Source organism: Flavivirga algicola, from assembly GCF_012910715.1.
GTDB classification, from domain to species: domain Bacteria; phylum Bacteroidota; class Bacteroidia; order Flavobacteriales; family Flavobacteriaceae; genus Flavivirga; species Flavivirga algicola.
Genome location: NZ_JABBHF010000002.1, coordinates 458,665 through 480,149 on the forward strand (window position 1 = coordinate 458,665; position 21,485 = coordinate 480,149).

Genomic DNA, 21,485 nt, shown 5'->3' on the forward strand with positions numbered 1-21,485 from the left:
CTCAAGAACAATGTCATTGCATTCTTTATCATTCTATTCTATAATAAATTATTATTTTTCTACAAATACTTTTTTGAAGGATGCCTGCACATGTTCGCTGTCATGAAAGTGCATAGGAACTGCCTTTATAACAAACCAATAAGTAGCATTAGGATCTAATTTAGACCCTGCATTGTAAGTGAGTTTTCTAATCCCGTTTTTCCAAAAGCGCTGACGTAAAACCTTGTATTTTTGATGTGTTTGTACATTTTCTAGTTCTACCCATACATCTAGCGTTTTTACAGACTCTAATTCTACTTCAAAATCTATAATTCCCGAAGAAGGAATGGTATCTGGAAATGTATGGGATACAATACCATCATGTAAAGGCTCACCATAATTATGAACATCTATATCCTTAAATCTGGATAGACTTGAAACAGACTCTTGTTTTGATGTAGAAACCATCCCTACATAAAATGACTCCCCAAAATCTGAAGTCATATCACCTATTTTAGTCCAATTGAGTCGGTTACTCGATGATATGTATGTCGTTATAATATGGTCTCTTTTTTCTAACCTCAACCAATAAGGTGCTTCTATATCTAATGTCTTTACAATTTCTGAACTTACGCCATCTTGTGCTCTATATTCTAATTTAAAACCTTCATCTTTATCAATCGAAGCCATTATATAAGAGGCATCTTCATTAAGACTACTTCTAAACATTAAACCAGATTTAACAGCTTGACTTGAAATATCGTGTGATAATACCATCACTTTGGCAGAAACATCTCCAGTCATTTTTTGATGGACAAACCTGAAAGCATCCTTAGTGCCTTCCAGATTATTCCCAGCACTCTTTATACGGATTGTATTTACTATCTCATCATAACCCGTATTTCCTTTTAATGTAGGATTTCCTATATCTGCAGATTGCCATGGTTTAGGAGGTAATGTGTTATCTGATATCTTATTTTCTTCATTTACAATAGACCTGATATGTTTTCTAAAGCCTTCTCCGTCAAAAGGCACCACGATAATTTTACTGGCATTTTCATCATTAGCAGCATCTTGCCCTTTATGTACATCAATCACCGAAAAATTAAATGCTTTTACCATATTGTCTTCCGTGTATACTGTAGGTCTTTGTACTGTAAACCAATCTTCTATGATACCATCTTTATGCCTAAAGACACCTGCACCTCTTTCAAAGGCTTTTCCCCTATTTTTCCAATTATGAATACCATCTTCTGATGTTAAATGATATGTAGTATCGCCGCCGCCATAATGATTCACTACTATGTGATATAAACTATCACTATACCAAACGGTTGGATCTTCCATTTTGAATTGTGGCAACCCCTTTACGTTTAACCAAGCCTTATCTGATAACATTTTATAAGGACCTAAAATGCCATCATCACTTATCATTGCTACACAATGGCGGGCTATCATCATATACCTGTCATCGGGTCTTAAAATAATCATCACATTTGCCAAATTACCAACGCCACCACCTCTTAGAGCACCATCATCTAACTCATTGTAACGCCCCCAACCTGGATAATACCCATTGGGGTCTATTTTGAAATCGCCCAATAATTCGAATGGTCCATAAGGCGTATCAGATACAAAAACCTGACCTGGTACAATCTCACTAGTCACTAGAGCATATCTATCATCATGCATACGTAACCCTATAACATTGTGCCCTTTACCTTCTTTCCACTGTGGCCATGCTAAACCTAAATCTTTATAAGGTCCGTATAGATTATCACTTACTGCATGTATTCCTTTGGAATCCTTAGTCCAACCAACACCGTGGTGAAATGCTTGCGACCATCTACTGGCATACATATGATATTTTCCTTCATCATCTTTAACAATCTTGCCATCCCAATAACACCAGTTTTTTAAAGTGGCATCTTCTAAACCATTGGCAGTATCTCTCGGTATTACCGCCATATCTCCCCATATATTTTCTTTTACCAAGGGAGCTTGTTGCTCAAAAGGTTGAAAAAAATCTATGAGTGTTTTCTGCTCTACTATTTTCTCCTTTAAAGGTTGTTGTTTTTGACATTGAAAAAACAATATTGCCAGAGTACAAATACATATTATGCGGCTCATAAAAGTAAGTTCTTATAAGTTATATTTAGTTTTTAACTAATTTAAATGATTTCACCTCATCTTTCAAAACAACATTAACTACATAAATACCTGTCGGTAATTCATCCAAATGACTAATGTTTATTTCATACATATTACCTTTTTTTACACTAGATGTATTTAGGTTTTGAACACGTTTCCCTAAAATATTAAACATGCTTATTTCTGGTGATGCCACATTTTCTTCTGCATTTACCCTTAAAGTCACTTCACTGCTGAAAGGATTTGGATATATCTCATCTATTATAGCCATTTGCTTAGATACAACACCTTCACAAGCTACTTCAGATTTTACTTCTACATTATCACCTTGCCTTGCAGATACTGCAAATGATGTTCTTGATGTTTCCATAACTTCTTCACCATTTACCAACACATGAAATGGTGCGGTTCCTTTTGAAATGTCTATGGCAACTCTATCTGTAGCTGATTTAATTGAAGAAATCTTTGCTGTAAGTTCTTCTCCTTCTTCAACCGTTAAGTTAAAACATTGTTCTACATTAGAATCTGTATTTAGAATACATAACTCATAGGCGCCCGGAGTTAAATTTTCTATCGTTGTATCTTTGATAAAGTCGTAGTCTGTACCATTTATAGTTGCTGTATAGTTACCAGCATCTCTTGCTGTAATTTCTACAGTCCCGTTATTTTTATCAGGACATGTTTCTCCATTAACCTTTAGCGTATAGCTATCATCTCCTTTATGAAATTTGGCTACATCAAGAAGTAACACATCTTCTGGTTTCATTACAAATCCGTTTTCTAAATCTGTACCATTTACCATATTTTTTAATGCCAATTTTGGATTTCCTGGTAATGAAAGATTAACAGTAGCATCTGTTAACCCCATATTTATTAATGCTATTACTTTTCTTCCGTCATTCATTTGTACAGCTCTGTGCATTACGCCTTGAAAACCGTCTCCCTGCGTATTGGTTTCAACGGCATTAACAACTGGATAAATGCCTAAACCCTGTACCTCTGAAATAGCTATTGAAGCCAAATTAGCTGTATCTACAACAGATAACTTACCACTACCCGCTGTTAATTGACCACTAAGATTTCTTCCATATTCGTCTTCAATGATACTGCCGCTATCCATGATTACAGTACCTCCATTATTTAAATAGGTTTGTAAAGCATTGAACTCATCTACAGTGACTCTTGGGGTATTTCTTATCACTACAATTTTCCAGTCTTTATTATCATGGGTTTCAAGAATGTTTGCTGTAGCAAACCCAATTTTGTAACCATTAAAGAATAAGTCTTCATATATTAACTGAATTTCCCCTTCCATATAATCTTCATCATTAATTGCTGATGTTTCTGAATAAAACACTCTGATATGTCTTTCCATATCCTGAAGTTTAGACATCTCTTCTCCATGAGCCGTCATTTCCAACATTGCTAAATGTGTGGTATTAAGTGTTTGCGGCATCATGTCTACATAGGCTACACCCCCTGATCTTAAAACTCCAACCGAATTTCTTCCCCACTCCCAGCTATTCACAATATCCATACCCTGAATAACAGCAAACCAATGTACTGCATTCAGATAAGAAGGTTCCAAAAATAAATTCCTGAATCTTCCCCACCCCGTAAAACCAGATTCTGAATTATAGTTAATGGCATTTGGCAAAATAGAAGATAAAAAATCATAGGTCATAGCTGTATTTCTCCACTCTAATGCATATTTATCCATCCAATAATCTGATACCGATGCTCCATCCCATGCCTCAGAGTTTGCAGAGTTTGCATCATTTCCAATGATGGTACTTGCTCTAGTTAAATGCTCAAAATCTAAACCAGTTGTACGTCTTCCTTGAGACCACATAGTGGGTATTAATTTTAAATGGGTTTTGGCATTAGGGTCATGTGTTTTTATGGAGGCTATTAAAAAATCATACCATTCATTAACGCGTTCCTGATTAAAACGTACCAAATCATACCATCTTGGTGTACCTTCAGTGGTAAGGTTAGAAATTGGTGTTTGAAACGTATTTCCTGCTTCTGCAAAATCTGCAAAGTTTGTTCCCCATAGTGCATTTAATGCTGCTACATCTCCGTGTTTATTATTTAACCAGGTTCCAAATTTTTCTTGAGTAAAAGGTGTTGGATCTACTACGGCCCATGTACCATTAATATTCCAGTGAGGTTCATTCGTTAATAAATACCCCAATTTACTGTGGTTCCCTTCTTTCATCAGTGGTACCACCAATCTGAAAAAATCTGCATGAAACTCCCTGGCTTTAGGGTGATCTATATCGAACCCTGTATGTAAACTAAAACCATCTTCTATCTCTGGATAGTCGTTTTTAATATAATCTGGTACCGCTACATTTCTTTGTGCCAAAAAGCCTAATCCAAAATCTCCAGGTTGTGGGAATCCTTCTAAAACACTTTTAGTTAATGCTTTTAAAACGATTTCATCTTGAGCATTCTTTTCCATATCTGCTGGACGTATAAAAGCACCTCCTATACTTCCAAAGTATTCTTTTAAATTTATACTACCTGCACTTTCTGGCTTAAATACCCAATCTGCCAGGAAAACAGGATTCCCATCTTGTTCTATACGTGTTCCGTTTACATCTAATTTGGTATAATCTGGATTAAAAGTTGGTTCTCTAACAATTTCCCCAGAAATTACTTTAGTAAGCATCTCTATTCCTAAATCCAGAAGTTTGACTACTTCTCCCCGTTCAAATTCAGGAAGCAACTCAGCTAATTCTCGATCGGTATAATCGTCACTAACTTCTTTAGGTAAAGCGAGCTGACTTGCAAAGATGGTTTCATTATAATCGATACTATTTTCATCTCTATCTGCATAATACAAAAACACCTCTGCCACCCTGACACTCATTTTTTCTCTTGTAGCATCAAACCCTTGATTTTCGGCGGAAGTAATTAATGTGTTAAGCTCGTCTATTTTATTTAGTGCTGTTTCTTTGGTTGTTTGTGCAAAACCTGTAGTTGTTATTAACAATACTAATATTGTTCTTAAAATGTAGTTTTTAATAAATTCCATAGCTTTCTTATTGTATTATTATTTTGCATTTAGATTGTATGCCTTCTGAATTTTTAACTTGTATTGTGGTCTTTCCTTTTTTTAGTGCATATACCTTACCCAGAACCTGATCCACTTCTGCTATTTTATTATTCTCTGTGGACCAGAACAGCTTTTTAGACCATGCTTTTTCTGGATGAATTTCTGCACTTAATTGATATATTTCACCAACATTCAGTGTGACTACTGTATCAGATAATTTTATGTTTTTTACACTTATATAAGGACGTTCTAATTCGGCTTCTTTTAACGTGCTTTGTATAGCGCTTTTCCAGTCTTTATCCTTTGGTATTAAAGACAAGTTGAATCTGTAGGCATCATTAGTAGTAAGTGCTCTATCGGGCTCATAATCAAACTCTATAAAACCATAACCTTTCACCAATTTGTTTACCGAATTATATCCGTTCCATGTGGTGGTATTCTGCATACCCAGAGACAATTTTCTTTCTTCAGCACATTCATATTCTATCCTGACTTTAACCTTTTGAGATTGTGGTATACTATCTGGTAAATTATGGGCATATATATGGTCTGTTTTGGGTTGTCCTAACTCATGTACATCTACATCTTTAAAACGTGCCAAATTCAAGTTCTCCATGTTTAAAGAAGATGCCGCAACCCCAACATAAAAAGCTTCATCTAAATCTATGATTGTCTCATCAATTTTTTCCCAGTTAAACTTATTTGTTTGTGATATGTATGTGGTTACTCTATTCTCTTTTTTAACCATTCTTAACCAATATGGTGCTACCAGTTTTTTAGAAACGATCTCTTTGGCAGTTTTACCTGTTCTTCTTTCTAAACTGAAGCCCTTATTTTTCTCAATACAGGCACTTAAGAATTTTGATTTTGGTTTTAAGCTCTGACGGAACATTAAACCTGCTTTAATAACTTCTGATGTAATATCTTGTGACATCACTAACGTACTTGCCATAACATCTCCAGACATTTTTTTGTAGACATATCTGAAGGCATCAGATTTATTATTAAATGCATTACCTGAAGCTTTTATTCTTAAGGTATTAAATTCTTTGCTATAACCAGTGTTACCTATTATTTTAGAATTTCCTATGTCTACAGATGTCCATCCTGAAGGCGCTGGTGTTGCGTCTGCTGCGGCATGTTCTTCAGCTACAACACCTTTTATATATTTTTCAAAGCCGTCACTATCAAAAGGCACTACAATAACTTTACTTCCATGGTTGTCATTACCGCCGTCTTTTCCTTTATGCACATCTATTACAGAAAAATTGAAATGACTTATTTTATTATCTTCTACATATACCGTTGGACGTTGTACTGTAAACCATTCGTCTACATCACCATTTGTATATCTAAAAATCCTGGAATCGTGTTCAAAGGCAATACCTCTGTTTTTCCAATTATGAATCCCATCTTCTGAAGTTAAATGATATGTTTCGTCACTCTGCATATAATGGTTTACTACAACATGGTACAAACCATCGCTATACCAGATTGTTGGATCTTCCATATATTTTTGAGGCACTCCTGGTAAGTCTCTCCAAACAGCTTCTCCCATAACTTTGTAAGGCCCTAAGATGCCATGATCACTAATTAATGGCGCACACCAACGTGCCATTATCATATAACGATTATCGGGTCTTCTAATAATCATTACATTAGCCATTCTGTGAGGTGGTTTGTTGTATCTGGTTAATCCTCTTCTATACCCATTTAAATCGGTAGTGAGTTCACCGTAAAACTCAAATGGTCCATACGGGCTATCTGAAACGAACACCTCTCCATTGGTAATTTCACTGGTGACCATAGCATATCTACCATCGTGCATTTTTAGACCTATAGTATTATGCGCTCTACCTTCCCACCAATATGACCAAGTCATACCAAGATCTTTGTAAGGCCCCATGGCTTTATTTGCCACAGCATGCATTGCTTTAGAGTTTTTTCTCCATCCATCACTATGATGATTTTTTTGATCCCATCTACTGGCATACATATGGTACTTTCCTTCATCATCTTTAACAATGCTACCATCCCAATAACACCAATACTTCATACTGGCATCTTCCAGCCCATTTGCAGTATCTCTTGGCATTAAAGACGCATCTCCCCAGGTATCTCCAAATTTTACCAAAGCAGATTGTGGCTCCATCGGTAAAAAGAAATCTTTAAGTGTTTTTTCTTGTGCAATTAGCCCGCACATTGAAAAGAAAAATATGGCTAGAAAGAAGTGATATTTAACGAATTTTATTTTTGAGGTATATGTTGCCATTATTAATTAACCGATTAAATATAGTGTTGCAATACTATTAGGTATGCAAAATATTTAATAAGCTATCAAATGGTGTCTACCATAATAATTTAATTGGGTCTGAGAATAATTTCAACAATAAACACTGATAATCAAATAATTACAAATAACAAAAAGATTACTTTAATAGCCTATTCTTCCAGTCTGTTAAAATCTCTTCATCTGAAGCCGTTGGAGATAATTCTGGTTTTTGCTTTTTAAGTGAATTGATGCAAGTAATATTTCCCAAATATTTTTCCTATTCAACAATAGCCAAACATTTTTCTATGCATAACTTAATTGTATTAACTCACCAATATATGGGGTTTAATTCTCTTCTTGAATTATCCACATTTATTCAAATAATATTTGATCTTATATTTTGATTTCCACATAAAAACAAAGTGAATAGTATTTAAGAAAGAAAACTTTAGCTCCCTATTTCTTAAACTATTACTTTTTACTCCCCCTCCCCTCAGGATGTTTATTTATACTCCCCATACCTTGAGCAAAATACACATCTGGGTTATGCCATACTCCTGTATTTTTAAATGCAGGTTCATCATAATCTAAACTTAAATCACAGTCAAATCTTGCGATGATAGAATACGCCTTTTTTGAAACTCCTGCATTGATAAAATGAGATAGTCCCCAAGTAAACCCTCTGCCATTTTTGGTGTCTGTAAAGGCATCTGCAACAAATGGGGCTGCGGCAGTTGGAGTCAATGAAACAGATGATGCTATTTTAAAATTAACACCGTCTTCTGCATACTGTATGGTTTCACGCTCATTTCCATCTTTAATAGCTAGGGTCGCTATACCTCCTTTATACGGCCAATAGGTAGTTTCATGACCTGATTGCATAACAGGATTTAATGGATGTTTTTTATAAGGTCCTAACGGATCGTCAGCAATAGCTAAACCATGACCCACTGCATAGTTTTTTCTATTATCTGGCCACTTATTATAGGCCGCTTTATAATACACATAAATTTTTCCGTTATGAACGATAGGTTGTGGGTCATGCGTAGCTTTATGATCCCATTCGTTTTCTTTCCCAAAAGGAATGACTTTGTCTCCTCCATGTGTCCAGGGACCATCGGGAGAATCTGCATACGATATTGAAACTGGACATAAATCTCCTCTTAAACCGCTAGGTTCATCAAATGCTTGATAGTACAGGTAATATTTCCCTTTCCATACTAAAATATCTGGAGTTACTACTGAGCGCCAACCAGATTTTGGCTTTTCTGGTCTTGATATAGCGACACCTTGTTCTTCCCAAGTAATACCATCTTTACTTGTAGCATACCATACTTCTGCCAAATCCCAATCTGTAGATGGAATTTCATCTGTTGCTTCAGCAGCTCTATTCCAGCCTATTGGAGGTACTTTTGTGTGACGCTTTGTATACCAAACATAATATTTTCCATTAACATGTATGGGTCTCGATGGGTCTCTACGAGATACCGTTCCATCTCCATTACTGTAATCAAACCCCTTTAAGCGAGTATACTTAAACTGTGAAAAAAGCTCATTATCCTGAACTCTGGGTGTGAGATAATCAAACATACGCTCTGAAGCAGCACTTAAAGGTATATTAGGCTTTTCTGTTGGCATTTTAAATGGAAAAACACCTTCTTTATTTTCTTTTGTTTCCTGAACAACTTCTTCTGTATTCTTTTTGTTGTTAACACAAGAAACAGATATTATTGCTAGTAATAATATGATAAAAGTTTTATAATTCATTTTTGTTTGTTTCATTTTAACTTTTTAAACTTAATCTTTTTTATTCAATAGATTTATATGTCGCGTAATTTATTATTTGTCAGTTTCTTTTAACTGTCTTATACTCCAAAAAGCATAAATCTCCTTAAGTTGTTTATAGGCTTCTTTTTTATTTCTTTTTTCATCAACAATACCCCATTCTCTAAATCCAGATTCTGGTGTACCACGATAATTACTTCTGTAATCGTTATAGCTCCAAAGCGATACGCCTGTTACATATGGTAAATCTTTTAGTTCTTTTAAATACCCTACAAGCTTGTCTGTTAATTTTCCTTTAGGCGCGGGTCCAATTTGCCCAATACCAATTTCGGAAATAAAAATTGGTTTCCCTGGAAATTTATCATGCGTTTTTTTAGCAAGTTCCACTGCTTTTCCATAAGAATTCATTGATATAAAATCTACTTTTTCATAGGGTTCGCTTCCTATTTCACCTTTTCTGTATGTGGTAATAGTAACGTATGTTTTTAATCTTGAAGGGTCTAATGCTGCAACATAATCTAACATGGAATTTGCGTAATCATACTGATTTTTGGTCATCTTTTTTTCTGGCCATGTTGCTGCAATTGAATCGTTCTCTCGTAACTCATTACCAACGCTCCAAGCAACTACAGATGGGTGATTATAATCACGTTCTATCATTTCTTTCATCCATTTTTTGGTTAGAGGGTTATCAGGAAACGTTTGCGGGTCATCATCTCCCCAAACTGGAATTTCTTCTACTAATAAAAAGCCAATACTATCACACACTTTTAGTAAGTTTTCAGAGAGTGGCGCATGCATTAAACGTGAAAAATTACATCCTAAAGATTTAATATCTAGCATATCCTTTAATACTAAATCATCAGGTTCTGTGTTACCATAAACTGGATGGTCATGCACACGGTTAATTCCATTCATTCTTACAGCTTCATTATTTAGAAAGAATTGCTCACCTCGAACTTCAAATTTTCTTATCCCAAATTTATCTGAAGCTGTATCAACCTGATTAGTATTAATAGAAATTGTACTATTTAATTCATAAAGATTAGGTGCATCAAAATGCCATAGTTTTACTTCTGAAAGCGGTTTTTTAAATTTTAAATATGAAACCGCTGTTGATGCTTTTTCAACCGTTAAAGACACAGAATCTTTATGGATTCCTTCAATTTCAGAATATATGTTAGCAGAAGCTGATGTATTACCATTATTTTCAACTTTATATTTAATTGTAAAATCAACTACATTTTTCTCAAAATCGGGTACTGATGTAATATGCTGATACACCATTCTAACATCTTGATTAGCTATTAAAGATACATTTCTACTTATACCACCCCATGCCCACCAAGCACCGCGTTTATAAGTGTTATCTGCCATAACTACAACAGAATTGGGTTTATCAAAAACGACTTTATCCGTAATATTAAATTCAAAAGGTGTATACCCACCAACATGTTCTCCTAATTCTTGTCCGTTCAGCCATACTTTTGAAGTTTCATATACGGCATCAAACTTTAATCTCACTTGTTTTCCATTCCAGTTTTCAGGCAAACTAAATTCTTTTTGATAATAACCTTTCCCTACATATTCTGAATAACGTTCACGTGTATCCCAATTTCCTGGTACTTTTATAGTATCCCATTGGCTAAATGTTTTTAGTAGAACTTCTTTTTCATCTATGTCATTAGAAGCTAAAAACTGCCAAGTACCATTAAGGGAAATTTGACCTAATTCCTCTTTTTGTATATCTTCATTACACGCATAACATGTTATTAGAATTACAAATAAGTAATATATTTTCTTCATCCTTTTAGTTTTTATGTTTTGTTATTTTTAATGGTATTTGTACATTAAACGAATGTATTATGCCTTTTTCATCTACTGTATCTGAGGCACATAACAATGCTATCGGCTTTCCATTTTCAAGATATAATTGTGGCCTTTCCAAATGCTCCACTTTTTGAGTAGTTCCATCTTTCCAATTTATTTCCAATTTGGAAACCAAACCGTTTTCAGATAAGTTCCAGTCGAAACCATCTTCAGATTCAAATAATACTAGTGCGCGTCCTTCATCAGTAAAGGCACCGTGCATATCTTTTACTATTGCTCTATATTTCCCACTTTCATACCATATAAAAGGATCTTCCGCTGGAAAATCATGTCCTTTTGCTATAAAAACTGGTTTGTCATATTTTTTAAATGGTCCCATAGGACTATCAGATGTTGCTACGCAATGCACTACAGGGCCTCCCCAAATTCCAGGTTTCTTTTTACCTACTGCCTTATACACCATTAAAAAACCACCTTCTGGACGTTTGGTAATTGAGGGGTTAGAAGTCATTAAAGCATCTAACGCAGTACTGTCTGCACTTATATCGATTAAAGGCTTGTCGAAACGTTTCCATGGGCCATTAGGATTATCAGCAACGGCAACTCCAATACGCTGATTGTTTCGATGAACAGGATTTAATTTCACCTTTCCTGGCCTACTATAAATCTTCCCATCTCCCGTATTTCCCATATAATACAAATAGTATTTACCATTAAACTTATGGATGGTTGGATTGTGCGTACAAAGTCCGTCCCAGTATTCAGCACCACGAATAGGGAGAGTCACATCTTTATGTTCAAAGGGTCCAAAGGGACTTTTGGAAATGGCATGGGCAATTTCTGAGTGAGAATCCCAAACCCAACCTAAATCTTTTTTCCAACGAGAATAAAACATGTGGTATAATCCATCTTCACCTTTAACTAGAGAACCTCCCCAAATACTTAAAGAATCATTTACGAAAACAGATTGAGGTGAAACTTCACCCAATTCAATCTGATAGTCGATAACGTCTTCTTTTATAGTATTCAACGTCTCTTTTTTGTTCTTTTTACCAGAACAAGCTATTAATACAGTTATTAAAAGAAGTGATAACGAAAGTTTACGCATAATTTTCATCTGTATTTAGTTTGTTGTTTTACTTTTTCGATTGTAATATCTAACGTAGTCTATTTTCATGCTTTTTCCGTCTAAATCATTTGTAATAGGTCCTGAATAATCCTTTTTCAAAATTGCCAAACTAAATAGAATGTTAGTTTGACTAAAACAAACCCTATTTCTCATTGTATGATACAATTTACCATCAAAATAAAATTTAAAGTAATCTTCATTCCATTCTAAACCATAAGTGTGATATTCTTCCCCAAAGTTTGATGTTTCTGATAAATTATACTCATGAATTGTTCTCCAATCATTATTTTCAAATACTTGTATTTTATAATCTGTTATTAAATTTCTTGAAATACCATCATTTTGCAACCAACCGTTTATGAACTGAATACTTTTTATTTTTTTATGAGTATCCCATTCAAACTCTATCCATTTTTCTCCAGAGTTTCTCGATACCCATCGAGTATCAAGACGATTATCTGCAACAAAACTAGGTTCTGACTTTAAAGCATTGGAATTATTCCCGTTTGTTGTAATGGTAACATCATTATTAGCCACTAAATTTTCGATATGTCTGGGCAATGGTTTATTACTTTTCGGAAAGTTCTTGATTGATGTCCCAAAAATGCGTAATTCGCTTATTTGAATTGATTTAGGTGTTGTTGAAAGCAATCTGATTTTTTTAGCTTTTACCACTTCTTTTAACTCAATTTCATGCAATGGTTGAGCTGTAAGCGTATGATGTAATTGATTGCTAGAATGCGTTTTTCTCCCATCAGGAGCTGTATCAAAATCTGTCCAGTTATGTACATTTGTATTTATAACGCTTGGAAAGTGCCCTTCATTGATATCTACTTCACATGCCTTTTCTCCTTTAGGTAGTCTAAATTTAGGCCATAACCAAAAAGAGTTATTAGTTGCTGGCGCAGCTGCATATTTATACCTAGCCTCAAAGTATCCATAGCCAAAGGTTTTCTTTGTCCAAACATTACCAGCCGTCCAATCTTGTCCTCCTCTTGTTTCCTTTTTTATCGCAAGCTCCAGAATACCATTATGTACAATAGCATTTTCTCTCCAACGACTACAGGCTACCAAAACGTGCTGTGTTGGTCCATTTTGTGAAATCCAATTATTGTCTAATGCCTCGTTCTCATAATTAAATTCATCTTGCCATGATAAATTCCAATCCTTTAAGTCTATAACTTCGTAATTTTCAAAAGCTTTTTTGTGACTATCGCTTTTTGATTGCGCACAAACAAAACTTATTGAAAGAAAACATATTATAAAAAATCTCATTACTTAAATTTTTACTTTGATTGCTTGTATTGTTTCAGACCAGTTACTTTCTTTTCCATCGGCCTCACGTTTGATCTTAAAATACACCTTTTTTTCGTCTTTAAAATCAATAGACATCATCCCTCTAACATTTGACGTGAATTCTTTATCTAGATTTTCTTCTGAACTACCGTATTTAACAGTATAATCTTCATCCTCAAAATCACTAGAATAGCCTATAACCAATTTAGTATCAGTGATAAATGCATCCCAAACTATAGGCGGTAATGGTCTGCCATTTGGTGTTACTTGCTTTGCTTGAGAAGGGTTACTTTCTCCTTTATCATTGATGGCATGCAATTTAAAAATGTACGCTTTTCCATTGGTTAAACTATCTATATCTATAACATTAGTAATCGTCTTCGGAGATGTAATGGTTTTACCTTCATCACTTACATAAGACACAGCATATTCTGTGGCGTTGGGTACTTTATCAAAAATGATTCGTGCCGCATTGTTTCCTGAAATTGCTTCTGAAATTTTAGGGGTTATCGCCTTTGTAAAGGATATGGTTTTATCAAATCTTGAATAATTGGTGGGTGATACCAAACGTACAGTGATATCTAAAATATCATCTTTTGATATGGTTTCCCATGTAATTACACCATTCCAAATGGTATCTTCTGGGGTTAGCTCTGGTAAATCAATAGCGTTTGTAGCTATTACTTTTCCTTTGGTATCTCTAAACGAATACTCTAATTTATAGTTCACCATACTATGACTTGGGTAATCGCTTCTGCTCTTAATAGGCATGCTTATATTTGCCGTACTTTTTTCAAAATCGATATTTGAAATTTTGATATCATGAATTGGTGCATGCTCTTTTTTAAGTCGATTAAAGAGTCTTCTTTTTTGTCGCCATGAAGTAATAACACCCCAAACTCTATTTTCCTCTGCTGTAGTACCTGCATAAGCACTTCTGTAATCATTAAACGTCCACATGGATGTGCCTACTACAAACTCGTTTTTATGCCTAAAATGGTTCATCCACTCAGAGAAAATGGCTTTATCTGCATTAGGTGATGTAGTTTGAAACGGGTCAAAGCCATATTCTGAGATAAAAATGGGTTTATCTGGCCATTTGGTACGTAATGTGGTTAAAATTTCCTGCGGTTTCCCTTGCCAGCGGTACATATTATGCATGATGATATCTGCATAGGTATTGGGGTCGGTTTCTGGTGTGTATTGTTCTTTTTGACCTGAATTACTCACACATGTTACTAACCTGTAAGGATCCAGTTCGTTCTTAACATATGCTATGGCTTCTTTGCCATATGCCATATGGTTATTTAACTCATTACCAACACTCCAACCAATAATACTTGGGTGATTTATGTCGCGCTCTATCATTCCTTTTAGCCAATATTTTGACAACAGATAGTTTTTTTTGACACCTTTTTCTTTTGAAGTTTTAACATAAGCTTGGTCTAAAAACAAAACTTCTTCATCTGGGTTTTGAAGTATTTCTTCATCTTTAGAAACTTCTGAAAGCGGTTGATAATTGGCTCTAAATTCGTCGTTATCTAAATCTCTTACGTTTATTTCTTCAAACAATAAAATGCCTTTTCTATCGCACAAATCTATGAGCTTTTCGTTTTGGGTACCATGCATGATTCTCATAAAATTAGCTCCAGCTTCTTTTAAAAGGTCAACATCTTTTTCAAGCACTTCTAAAGGTTCTGAAGATCCCCAAAAACGATGTTCACTAACTCTATTAAATCCAGCTAAACGTACTGGTTCTTCATTCAACAACATTTTAGAATCGGTAAGTTCTATTTTTCTAATACCAAAGTTATCGCTTCGTTTATTTAAAACAGTTTTACCTTCGGAAATGGAAGTTTCTATTTGGTACAGCTTTGGGTTATCAAAATGCCATAATGTGACAGCATCAGCTTTTAATGAAGCTTCTAAATGTATATCTTGTGATGTATTTGGTTCAATTTCAATAGTGCCACTTAAAACTCCTATTTCTGTTGTATCAATTACTTTTGAGTTAACTGTAATGCTTCTTTTCTCATTGGAATTATTTTCGATTCTCACCTTTAATTTTAACGCGACCGCTCCTGTTTTAAGATTGGGATCAGCGTGTATATGTTGGTAATCTATACGAACATCTTTGTTTTTTGTAAGAGTTACGTCTCTTATTATACCACCCCAATTCCAGGTTGCTCCAACAATGGCTGTATTGTCTACTTGAACTGCAATTATATTTTTACCATTAAAATTTAGGGCTTCTGTAACATCAAACTCAAAAGGTGTAAAACCGCCTCTATTACTTCCAATAAATGTGCCGTTAAGATATATTTTTGATAGGTGATATACGCCATCAAATTTTAAATAATACCTGTCATCTGAAGCTTTAGTCCAAGCTTTGGGTATATCAATAGTTTTTCTATACCAGCCTATTCCTGTGTAATTTGAAAAATCGTTGATCATTCCCCAGTGCCCTGGTACTTTTAAATCATGCCATCTAGAATCATCAAAATCAGTTTTAAACACCTGTTTTGGTTCATCTTTGGCAATTAAAAACTTTTCTTTAGAAATTTCCTTGAATAACACTGCATCTGCAGCAACTGTACCTCCAGCAATAGCTGTTAGTTCTACATAATTAGTATCGGCACTATCAAATTTGTAAATACCCAGGCTAACCCATTCATTACAAAACACACGTTGACTTACATATTTTGTGGTGATTCCATCTGCATGCTTTACATTATATTGCGCGGTAAGATGCGATTCAAAAGGGTATTTGGTAAATGCTTCATAATATCCAGATGTTTTAAAATCTGGTTTGAATCTAAAATAGGCATCATCTTTTTTCTTTCCTTCAACTAAATTATTCTCAGGGAAGTTATGCTTTAAATAGTCTTCTCCATAAAATTTAGAACACCGAATCCCTGTTTTAGAAGATTTCCATTCGCCATGAATTTCTACGTTAGCATCCTTATTATCTATAATAATATGATCTTCAGTTGCTTTTATATTCATGTAATTGGCTCCCTCTCCATAAATGGCATGGAATTTCCAATTTCCGTTTAAAGATAACTCGTTAGCGTTTAAGGATAACTCGTTAGGTTCTTGTGAACAACTTAGATTAATATTAAATACAAAACCAAGTAATAAGGTATAATATATTTTGCAAACTATACGTCTCATTTCCTATTCCAAAATTTAACATCATCTATATATACTTGATTTGGAACCAGCAATCTTAGAAGTGCTTTATTATTATGCTCAAATCCTTCTGACTTGAATTCCCCTACTTTTTTCCCTCCAATCTCAACTTCAACTTTGTTTTTATTGATGTGTACTAATAGCTCGTACCATTTGTTGATTTCCAACACATAAGGGGTTTTATGTATCTTAGATTTAAGTGATTCTTTTTGGGCTTTGGTTAAACTTTTTTCTAATATGGATTTTCGTATTTTTAGGTTCATATTTCCTGTTTTCCTATCTTCAAAAACAATTTCATGTGTTCGAACCACCACATCAAATAAGTGTCCAGCCCAAACCGTTTTTAAAGAAAGGTCTGCAAAATTCAACTTTAATTCATCTTGGTTAGAAGTAAGTAAAAATTTCAAACCAACCGAACCATCTTTAAACCCAAGTTCATGCCGTACTGCTGTTGCATGGTTTGCAGATTTATGCATCCATATATGCAATGTGCCATCTATTAAATCGACTTGCTTATGTCCTGGTGCCGTTTTATTGCTACTAGTTGTCCAATTATTACCAGGCTCATCCTTCAGCTCTTGCGATTCTACTCTTTCAAAATCATCAACAAAAATTAGCTCCCCATAATTTTCTTGTGCATCTATAATATTAACCATCAATACACTAATTATGATGACGAAATATTTTATATTATTCACACTTTAATCTGTTTACTATATGTTAAGTAATGTCTTTTTTTAATTCAAGCATTTGTACATCACAATTCATCTCATTACATCATTGGCATAATATTTCAAAAATTGCTGCGGGTACATCTTCCGATGGATGTTCTGCTTCAACTATAAATCCTTTTAAATTTAAAGGCTTTTCAGGCTTAAACACATTAATAGTTTGGTAATTACCTTCAACGCTATGGAGCATGTTTCCATCTAGATCTTTTATCTTATAATTGCGCATACAAAAAGGCACTACTTCTTCTGGATGTCCCATTAGAGTTGATTCCATGGGATGGTCATAATCTGGATCTAAGAATAATTTGATTTCTGAAACCTTTTTAACTTCATCCCATTCCACTTTTAAACTTGGATTTTTATCATTCAAATCGGCTACCCAAGCATTTACTTCTCCCCACGGACGTACATAACCATTGCCAATATTATCACTGCCAAACGACTGAATGGCTGGATAAATTTTCATAGCTATATTTTTGCCATCTGGCCTACGATGAGGTGTCCAAAACTCAAACTCATCTACTCCAATATCTGTTGGAGGCACTTGTTTTCCGTTATTAGACACTGCTTTATTAACCCCATTGAAAACAGATAAAATGCCAGAATAGCGTTTGTCACTTGTTTTCAGACTTACCTTATCATTCGATAAAAATGAGACAAAAGCGTACTGATTATTTGGAGTCCCTTTTAAAAACTCAACGTTTATATGTTGTTCACCTTCATTTAAACTAAAGGTTTGCTTTTCTAAGATGAGCTCAGGTGTATAGTTTTTGGATTTCTCAGAAGTTCTTAATTGTATTTCTAATTCCGTAGCTTCATCAGCTTTTACAAGTAATTGAAAATTATAATTCTGATTAGCCTTAAATGGTAATAATTGAGCTGCAGATATGTTTAATCTAAACCAATCCCCATCAAATGGAATTTCAGAAATTTCTAATTCTGAAGATACTTCCATAGCTGCTTCACTAATTAGATTTGATTTTGAATTTATTGGAATATTAGGAATACTCTGCCCCACAATATTTAACTCATTTTGAAGCGTTTCTATACTTCTATTTTTCAAAATATCTGCTGGGTTCATTCCCTTTTCTGTACATAAAGCTGCTGCCATACCCACAGCTTGGGCGCATAACCCTGTTGTAGCCATAACACGTGTTGAACCAAATGCTACATGAGTTGCACTTATAATTCTTCCTGCTAGAAACAGATTATCTATATCTTTACTTACAAACGAACGATACGGAATCTGATACACTCCTTTAGAATGCCATTGTGTACAGGCCGATAGTTTACTATAAACACCATCAGCTGGATGTAAATCGATGGCCCAACCTCCATGTGCTATGACATCATCAAACTGTTGCTGGTTAATCACATCTTGTTGCGTCATCATGTATAATCCTTCAAACCTGCGACTTTCACGCTTTCCTGGAATAGTACCAACCCATTCTAAGGTCATATTATCTACATCATCAAATTCACCAGAGTTTTTAATATAATCCCAAACGCCGTAAATCACTTTCCAAAGTTCATATTTTATATGCTCCGTATCATGAATGGTGTCATGTCGTCCACCATATTCAAACCACCAGAATCGACACCCTTTATCATCTTTTCCTATCGCCTTATATCGTGGTATCTGCTTAATATCCTTTAAAGCAAACTCTGGTGCTTTAAATTTTACTGGTTTATCGGTATTTTTACTATAGAAATACATAGAGTGCCCAAGTAATTCTCCATAAGACTTATCTGGAGCAAATAATTCTCCAAATTCTTCTTTGGGTTCTGCTCCCATTCTAAATGATGCGCCCGCTTTAAATGCTACAATACCATCTCCTGAAGCATCACAAAACAAGGGTGCTTTTACTATATATTCTGTTGAATTCTGAGGATTGAAAGCTTTTAACGATTCTATTTTAGTATCACCAGACTTAGTTACATCATAAACACTTGTGTTTAGAAGCAATGTTATATTTTCTTCGTTTAACACTTTTTCAAGTAAAACTGTATCAAAAATAACAGCATTACCTTCTGGATTTCTGTATAAATTCTCTACTAAAATTTCATCAATCACGCCGCCTTCCCTAGACCAACGATTGTTATTTCCCATGTGCGAGGTTGCACCTAATATCCATAACCTTACTTCAGATGATGCATTACCCCCTAATACAGGTCTATCTTGAATTAACACTACTTTAGTGCCTTTTCTTGCAGCTGTTATAGCAGCACAAACGCCTGCTGTTCCTCCACCAGTAATTCCTAAATCACAAACTAACTCTACAGTTTTACTGTTACGTTTCTCTTTATTAAATGTTTCTACAATCATTAAAACACAAATTATTATCTTAAATTATTTAGATTTTTTTATAATGAACAATCCTAAAAGCAAAATAGCTATTCCCATACCACTAACTAGCAATTTTGCTGAATCTGCCATAAATGATAGGATGATTATTAATAGTCCTGTTGCAGCTACTCCAAGACCAATTACCCTAATACCTTTTTTATTGTTACTAGCTTCTTCGTCTTTATCTGTAGCAGTTTCTTTAGCACTTGTAATTGCCAAATATTTGGTATACTGTGATGTATCATTTTTAAATTGAATAAAGTACAACTCTAAGATACCCATTAGAATAATTGGGATTCCCATACCAACAACCATTTCCATAGCACGATCTAAGGTAATACCTATTACATCTGGAGCTAAAAATTTGAAAAAGGCATTAATAGCTAAAGAAATAATGGTAACTGTTAATACAGATTTGCCTGTTTGATGTTTTGAAAACAATCCCCATAACGGAGGTAAAAACATAGCACCTCCTGTTAATGCTGCTACACTCATAACCACCTCTACAATACCCCCAAAATAAGGAACTAATAATGCAATTATTATGGTAAGAATTCCTAAAGAAACTGTCGCTATTCTCCCCACTCTTACCAAACCTTGGTTGGTAGTTTTCGGGAACATATTCTTGTAAATATCGTTAGCTAGAACTCCAGCAGAAATGTTTAAAGTAGTATTTACAGAACTGGATGTTGCAAATACCATTCCTCCTAACATTAGGCCTAACATACCTACAGGCAACACTTCTTTACACATTAAAAGATAAGCCCCTTCTTCTGCTAAATTTCCTAAATCTGGATTCAACACCTTATAAATCATTGGAGGTAACATCCATATTAAAGGACTAATCGTATAAAGCGCTCCAAATAACCAACCTACTTTTTTAGCGTCCTTTGGTGTAGCAACACTTGTATATCGTTGTATATAAGCCCAATTTCCTGCAATAAAAAATAAATTATACAGTCCAAAAGCTACCATAAAAACTCCTGTATATTCAGAATTGGTAAACTCAAAAAAATGTTCGGGTGCGTTAGCTATAAAATTATTAACACCTCCAATTTTATCAAAAGAGAGCGGTAAAACAATCAATACTGCAGCTGTGAGCACAATAAACTGCAAAACATCAGTCACAATAACGGCCCATAAACCTCCTACAGCAGTATAAATAAGTATGAGAACCCCCAAAACAATAATACTGGTTGTGATGGGAATACCTGTTGAAACTTCAACAATTTTTGCCACTGGGTATAGAAAGGCTCCTGTTGTAAAAATTGATATGAATAAAAACAGGTAGGTATATATTTTTTGAATGGATACTCCAAACCTATCTGCAATAAATTCTGCTGCCGTTAAGGCTTTGGTTTTTTGCCATTTAGGAGCAATAAAGAAGCCTATAATAACTCCTGCAATACACATGGTCCATTGAATACTAACTGCCACCCAACCACTGGAATAGGCTATAGAACCCCAAACCACAAATGTGCCTGCCGAAAAGAAACTCATAAATAAGGATAAACCACTCATCCACCATGGTAAAGCACCTCCTGCAGCAAAAAAAGACTTCATGTTTTTACCTGCTTTAGAAAAACTCATTCCGCAAATAAAAACTAGTGCTGTAAACACTAATATGACAATTATATCGATATTATTCATTAAAGAAATTTTTAATTCTTTTGAAAGATACTACAACCATATAACTCAATTAAAACAAT

At 34.5% G+C, this 21,485-nt stretch carries 11 protein-coding genes; all 11 read right to left on the bottom strand.

Translation table 11 applies throughout. The features are described from left to right. Positions 1-51: 51 nt before the first annotated feature. The 11 genes from HHX25_RS04815 to HHX25_RS04865 all read right to left on the bottom strand — a co-directional run bounded on the left by HHX25_RS04815 (position 52) and on the right by HHX25_RS04865 (position 21,426). A complete protein-coding gene (locus HHX25_RS04815) occupies positions 52-2,109 on the bottom strand; it encodes a glycoside hydrolase family protein (RefSeq protein WP_169670711.1) in 2,058 nt (685 codons plus the stop codon). A 25-nt stretch (positions 2,110-2,134) separates the two neighbouring features. Continuing rightward, positions 2,135-5,173 (bottom strand): T9SS type A sorting domain-containing protein, encoded by a 3,039-nt coding sequence (locus HHX25_RS04820; protein ID WP_169670712.1) that lies wholly within the window; start codon positions 5,171-5,173, stop codon positions 2,135-2,137. Positions 5,174-5,180: 7 nt separating this feature from the next. Further along, the gene (locus HHX25_RS04825) at positions 5,181-7,397 is read right to left on the bottom strand and encodes an Ig-like domain-containing protein (protein WP_169670714.1); all 2,217 of its coding nucleotides are present in this window, start codon (positions 7,395-7,397) and stop codon (positions 5,181-5,183) included. Positions 7,398-7,937: 540 nt separating this feature from the next. Further along, positions 7,938-9,248: a glycoside hydrolase family 117 protein gene (locus tag HHX25_RS04830; RefSeq protein ID WP_240964239.1), complete on the bottom strand. Its 1,311-nt coding sequence runs from the start codon at positions 9,246-9,248 to the stop codon at positions 7,938-7,940. A gap of 57 nt (positions 9,249-9,305) precedes the next feature. Next, positions 9,306-11,057 (bottom strand): glycoside hydrolase family 2 protein, encoded by a 1,752-nt coding sequence (locus HHX25_RS04835; protein ID WP_169670716.1) that lies wholly within the window; start codon positions 11,055-11,057, stop codon positions 9,306-9,308. A 4-nt stretch (positions 11,058-11,061) separates the two neighbouring features. After that, positions 11,062-12,189, bottom strand: coding sequence for a glycoside hydrolase family protein (locus HHX25_RS04840; protein ID WP_169670718.1), 1,128 nt, complete (start codon positions 12,187-12,189; stop codon positions 11,062-11,064). A gap of 15 nt (positions 12,190-12,204) precedes the next feature. Beyond that, entirely contained in the window at positions 12,205-13,485 is a 1,281-nt protein-coding gene (locus tag HHX25_RS04845) for a glycoside hydrolase family 16 protein (RefSeq protein ID WP_169670720.1), read from the bottom strand. 3 nt (positions 13,486-13,488) lie between these two features. Next, positions 13,489-16,680, bottom strand: coding sequence for a glycoside hydrolase family 2 TIM barrel-domain containing protein (locus tag HHX25_RS04850; protein ID WP_169670722.1), 3,192 nt, complete (start codon positions 16,678-16,680; stop codon positions 13,489-13,491). Further along, entirely contained in the window at positions 16,677-17,396 is a 720-nt protein-coding gene (locus HHX25_RS04855) for a hypothetical protein (RefSeq protein ID WP_169670724.1), read from the bottom strand. Before HHX25_RS04855 ends, HHX25_RS04850 begins: the two co-directional genes overlap by 4 nt. Before the next feature lie 79 nt (positions 17,397-17,475). Then, complete coding sequence (locus HHX25_RS04860; protein ID WP_169670726.1) at positions 17,476-19,755, bottom strand: FAD-dependent oxidoreductase; 2,280 nt, start codon at positions 19,753-19,755, stop codon at positions 17,476-17,478. Positions 19,756-19,779: 24 nt separating this feature from the next. After that, positions 19,780-21,426 carry a sodium:solute symporter family protein gene (locus HHX25_RS04865; protein ID WP_169670728.1) on the bottom strand — a complete coding sequence of 549 codons (1,647 nt, stop codon included), beginning with the start codon at positions 21,424-21,426 and terminating at the stop codon, positions 19,780-19,782. Positions 21,427-21,485 lie beyond the last annotated feature (59 nt).

Coding starts and splice junctions, on each gene's coding strand:
- HHX25_RS04815 (WP_169670711.1), bottom strand. CDS start 2,109: ATGAGCCGCATAATATGTATTTGTACTCTGGCAATATTGTTTTTTCAA.
- HHX25_RS04820 (WP_169670712.1), bottom strand. CDS start 5,173: ATGGAATTTATTAAAAACTACATTTTAAGAACAATATTAGTATTGTTA.
- HHX25_RS04825 (WP_169670714.1), bottom strand. CDS start 7,397: ATGTGCGGGCTAATTGCACAAGAAAAAACACTTAAAGATTTCTTTTTA.
- HHX25_RS04830 (WP_240964239.1), bottom strand. CDS start 9,248: ATGAAACAAACAAAAATGAATTATAAAACTTTTATCATATTATTACTA.
- HHX25_RS04835 (WP_169670716.1), bottom strand. CDS start 11,057: ATGAAGAAAATATATTACTTATTTGTAATTCTAATAACATGTTATGCG.
- HHX25_RS04840 (WP_169670718.1), bottom strand. CDS start 12,189: ATGCGTAAACTTTCGTTATCACTTCTTTTAATAACTGTATTAATAGCT.
- HHX25_RS04845 (WP_169670720.1), bottom strand. CDS start 13,485: ATGAGATTTTTTATAATATGTTTTCTTTCAATAAGTTTTGTTTGTGCG.
- HHX25_RS04850 (WP_169670722.1), bottom strand. CDS start 16,680: ATGAGACGTATAGTTTGCAAAATATATTATACCTTATTACTTGGTTTT.
- HHX25_RS04860 (WP_169670726.1), bottom strand. CDS start 19,755: ATGATTGTAGAAACATTTAATAAAGAGAAACGTAACAGTAAAACTGTA.
- HHX25_RS04865 (WP_169670728.1), bottom strand. CDS start 21,426: ATGAATAATATCGATATAATTGTCATATTAGTGTTTACAGCACTAGTT.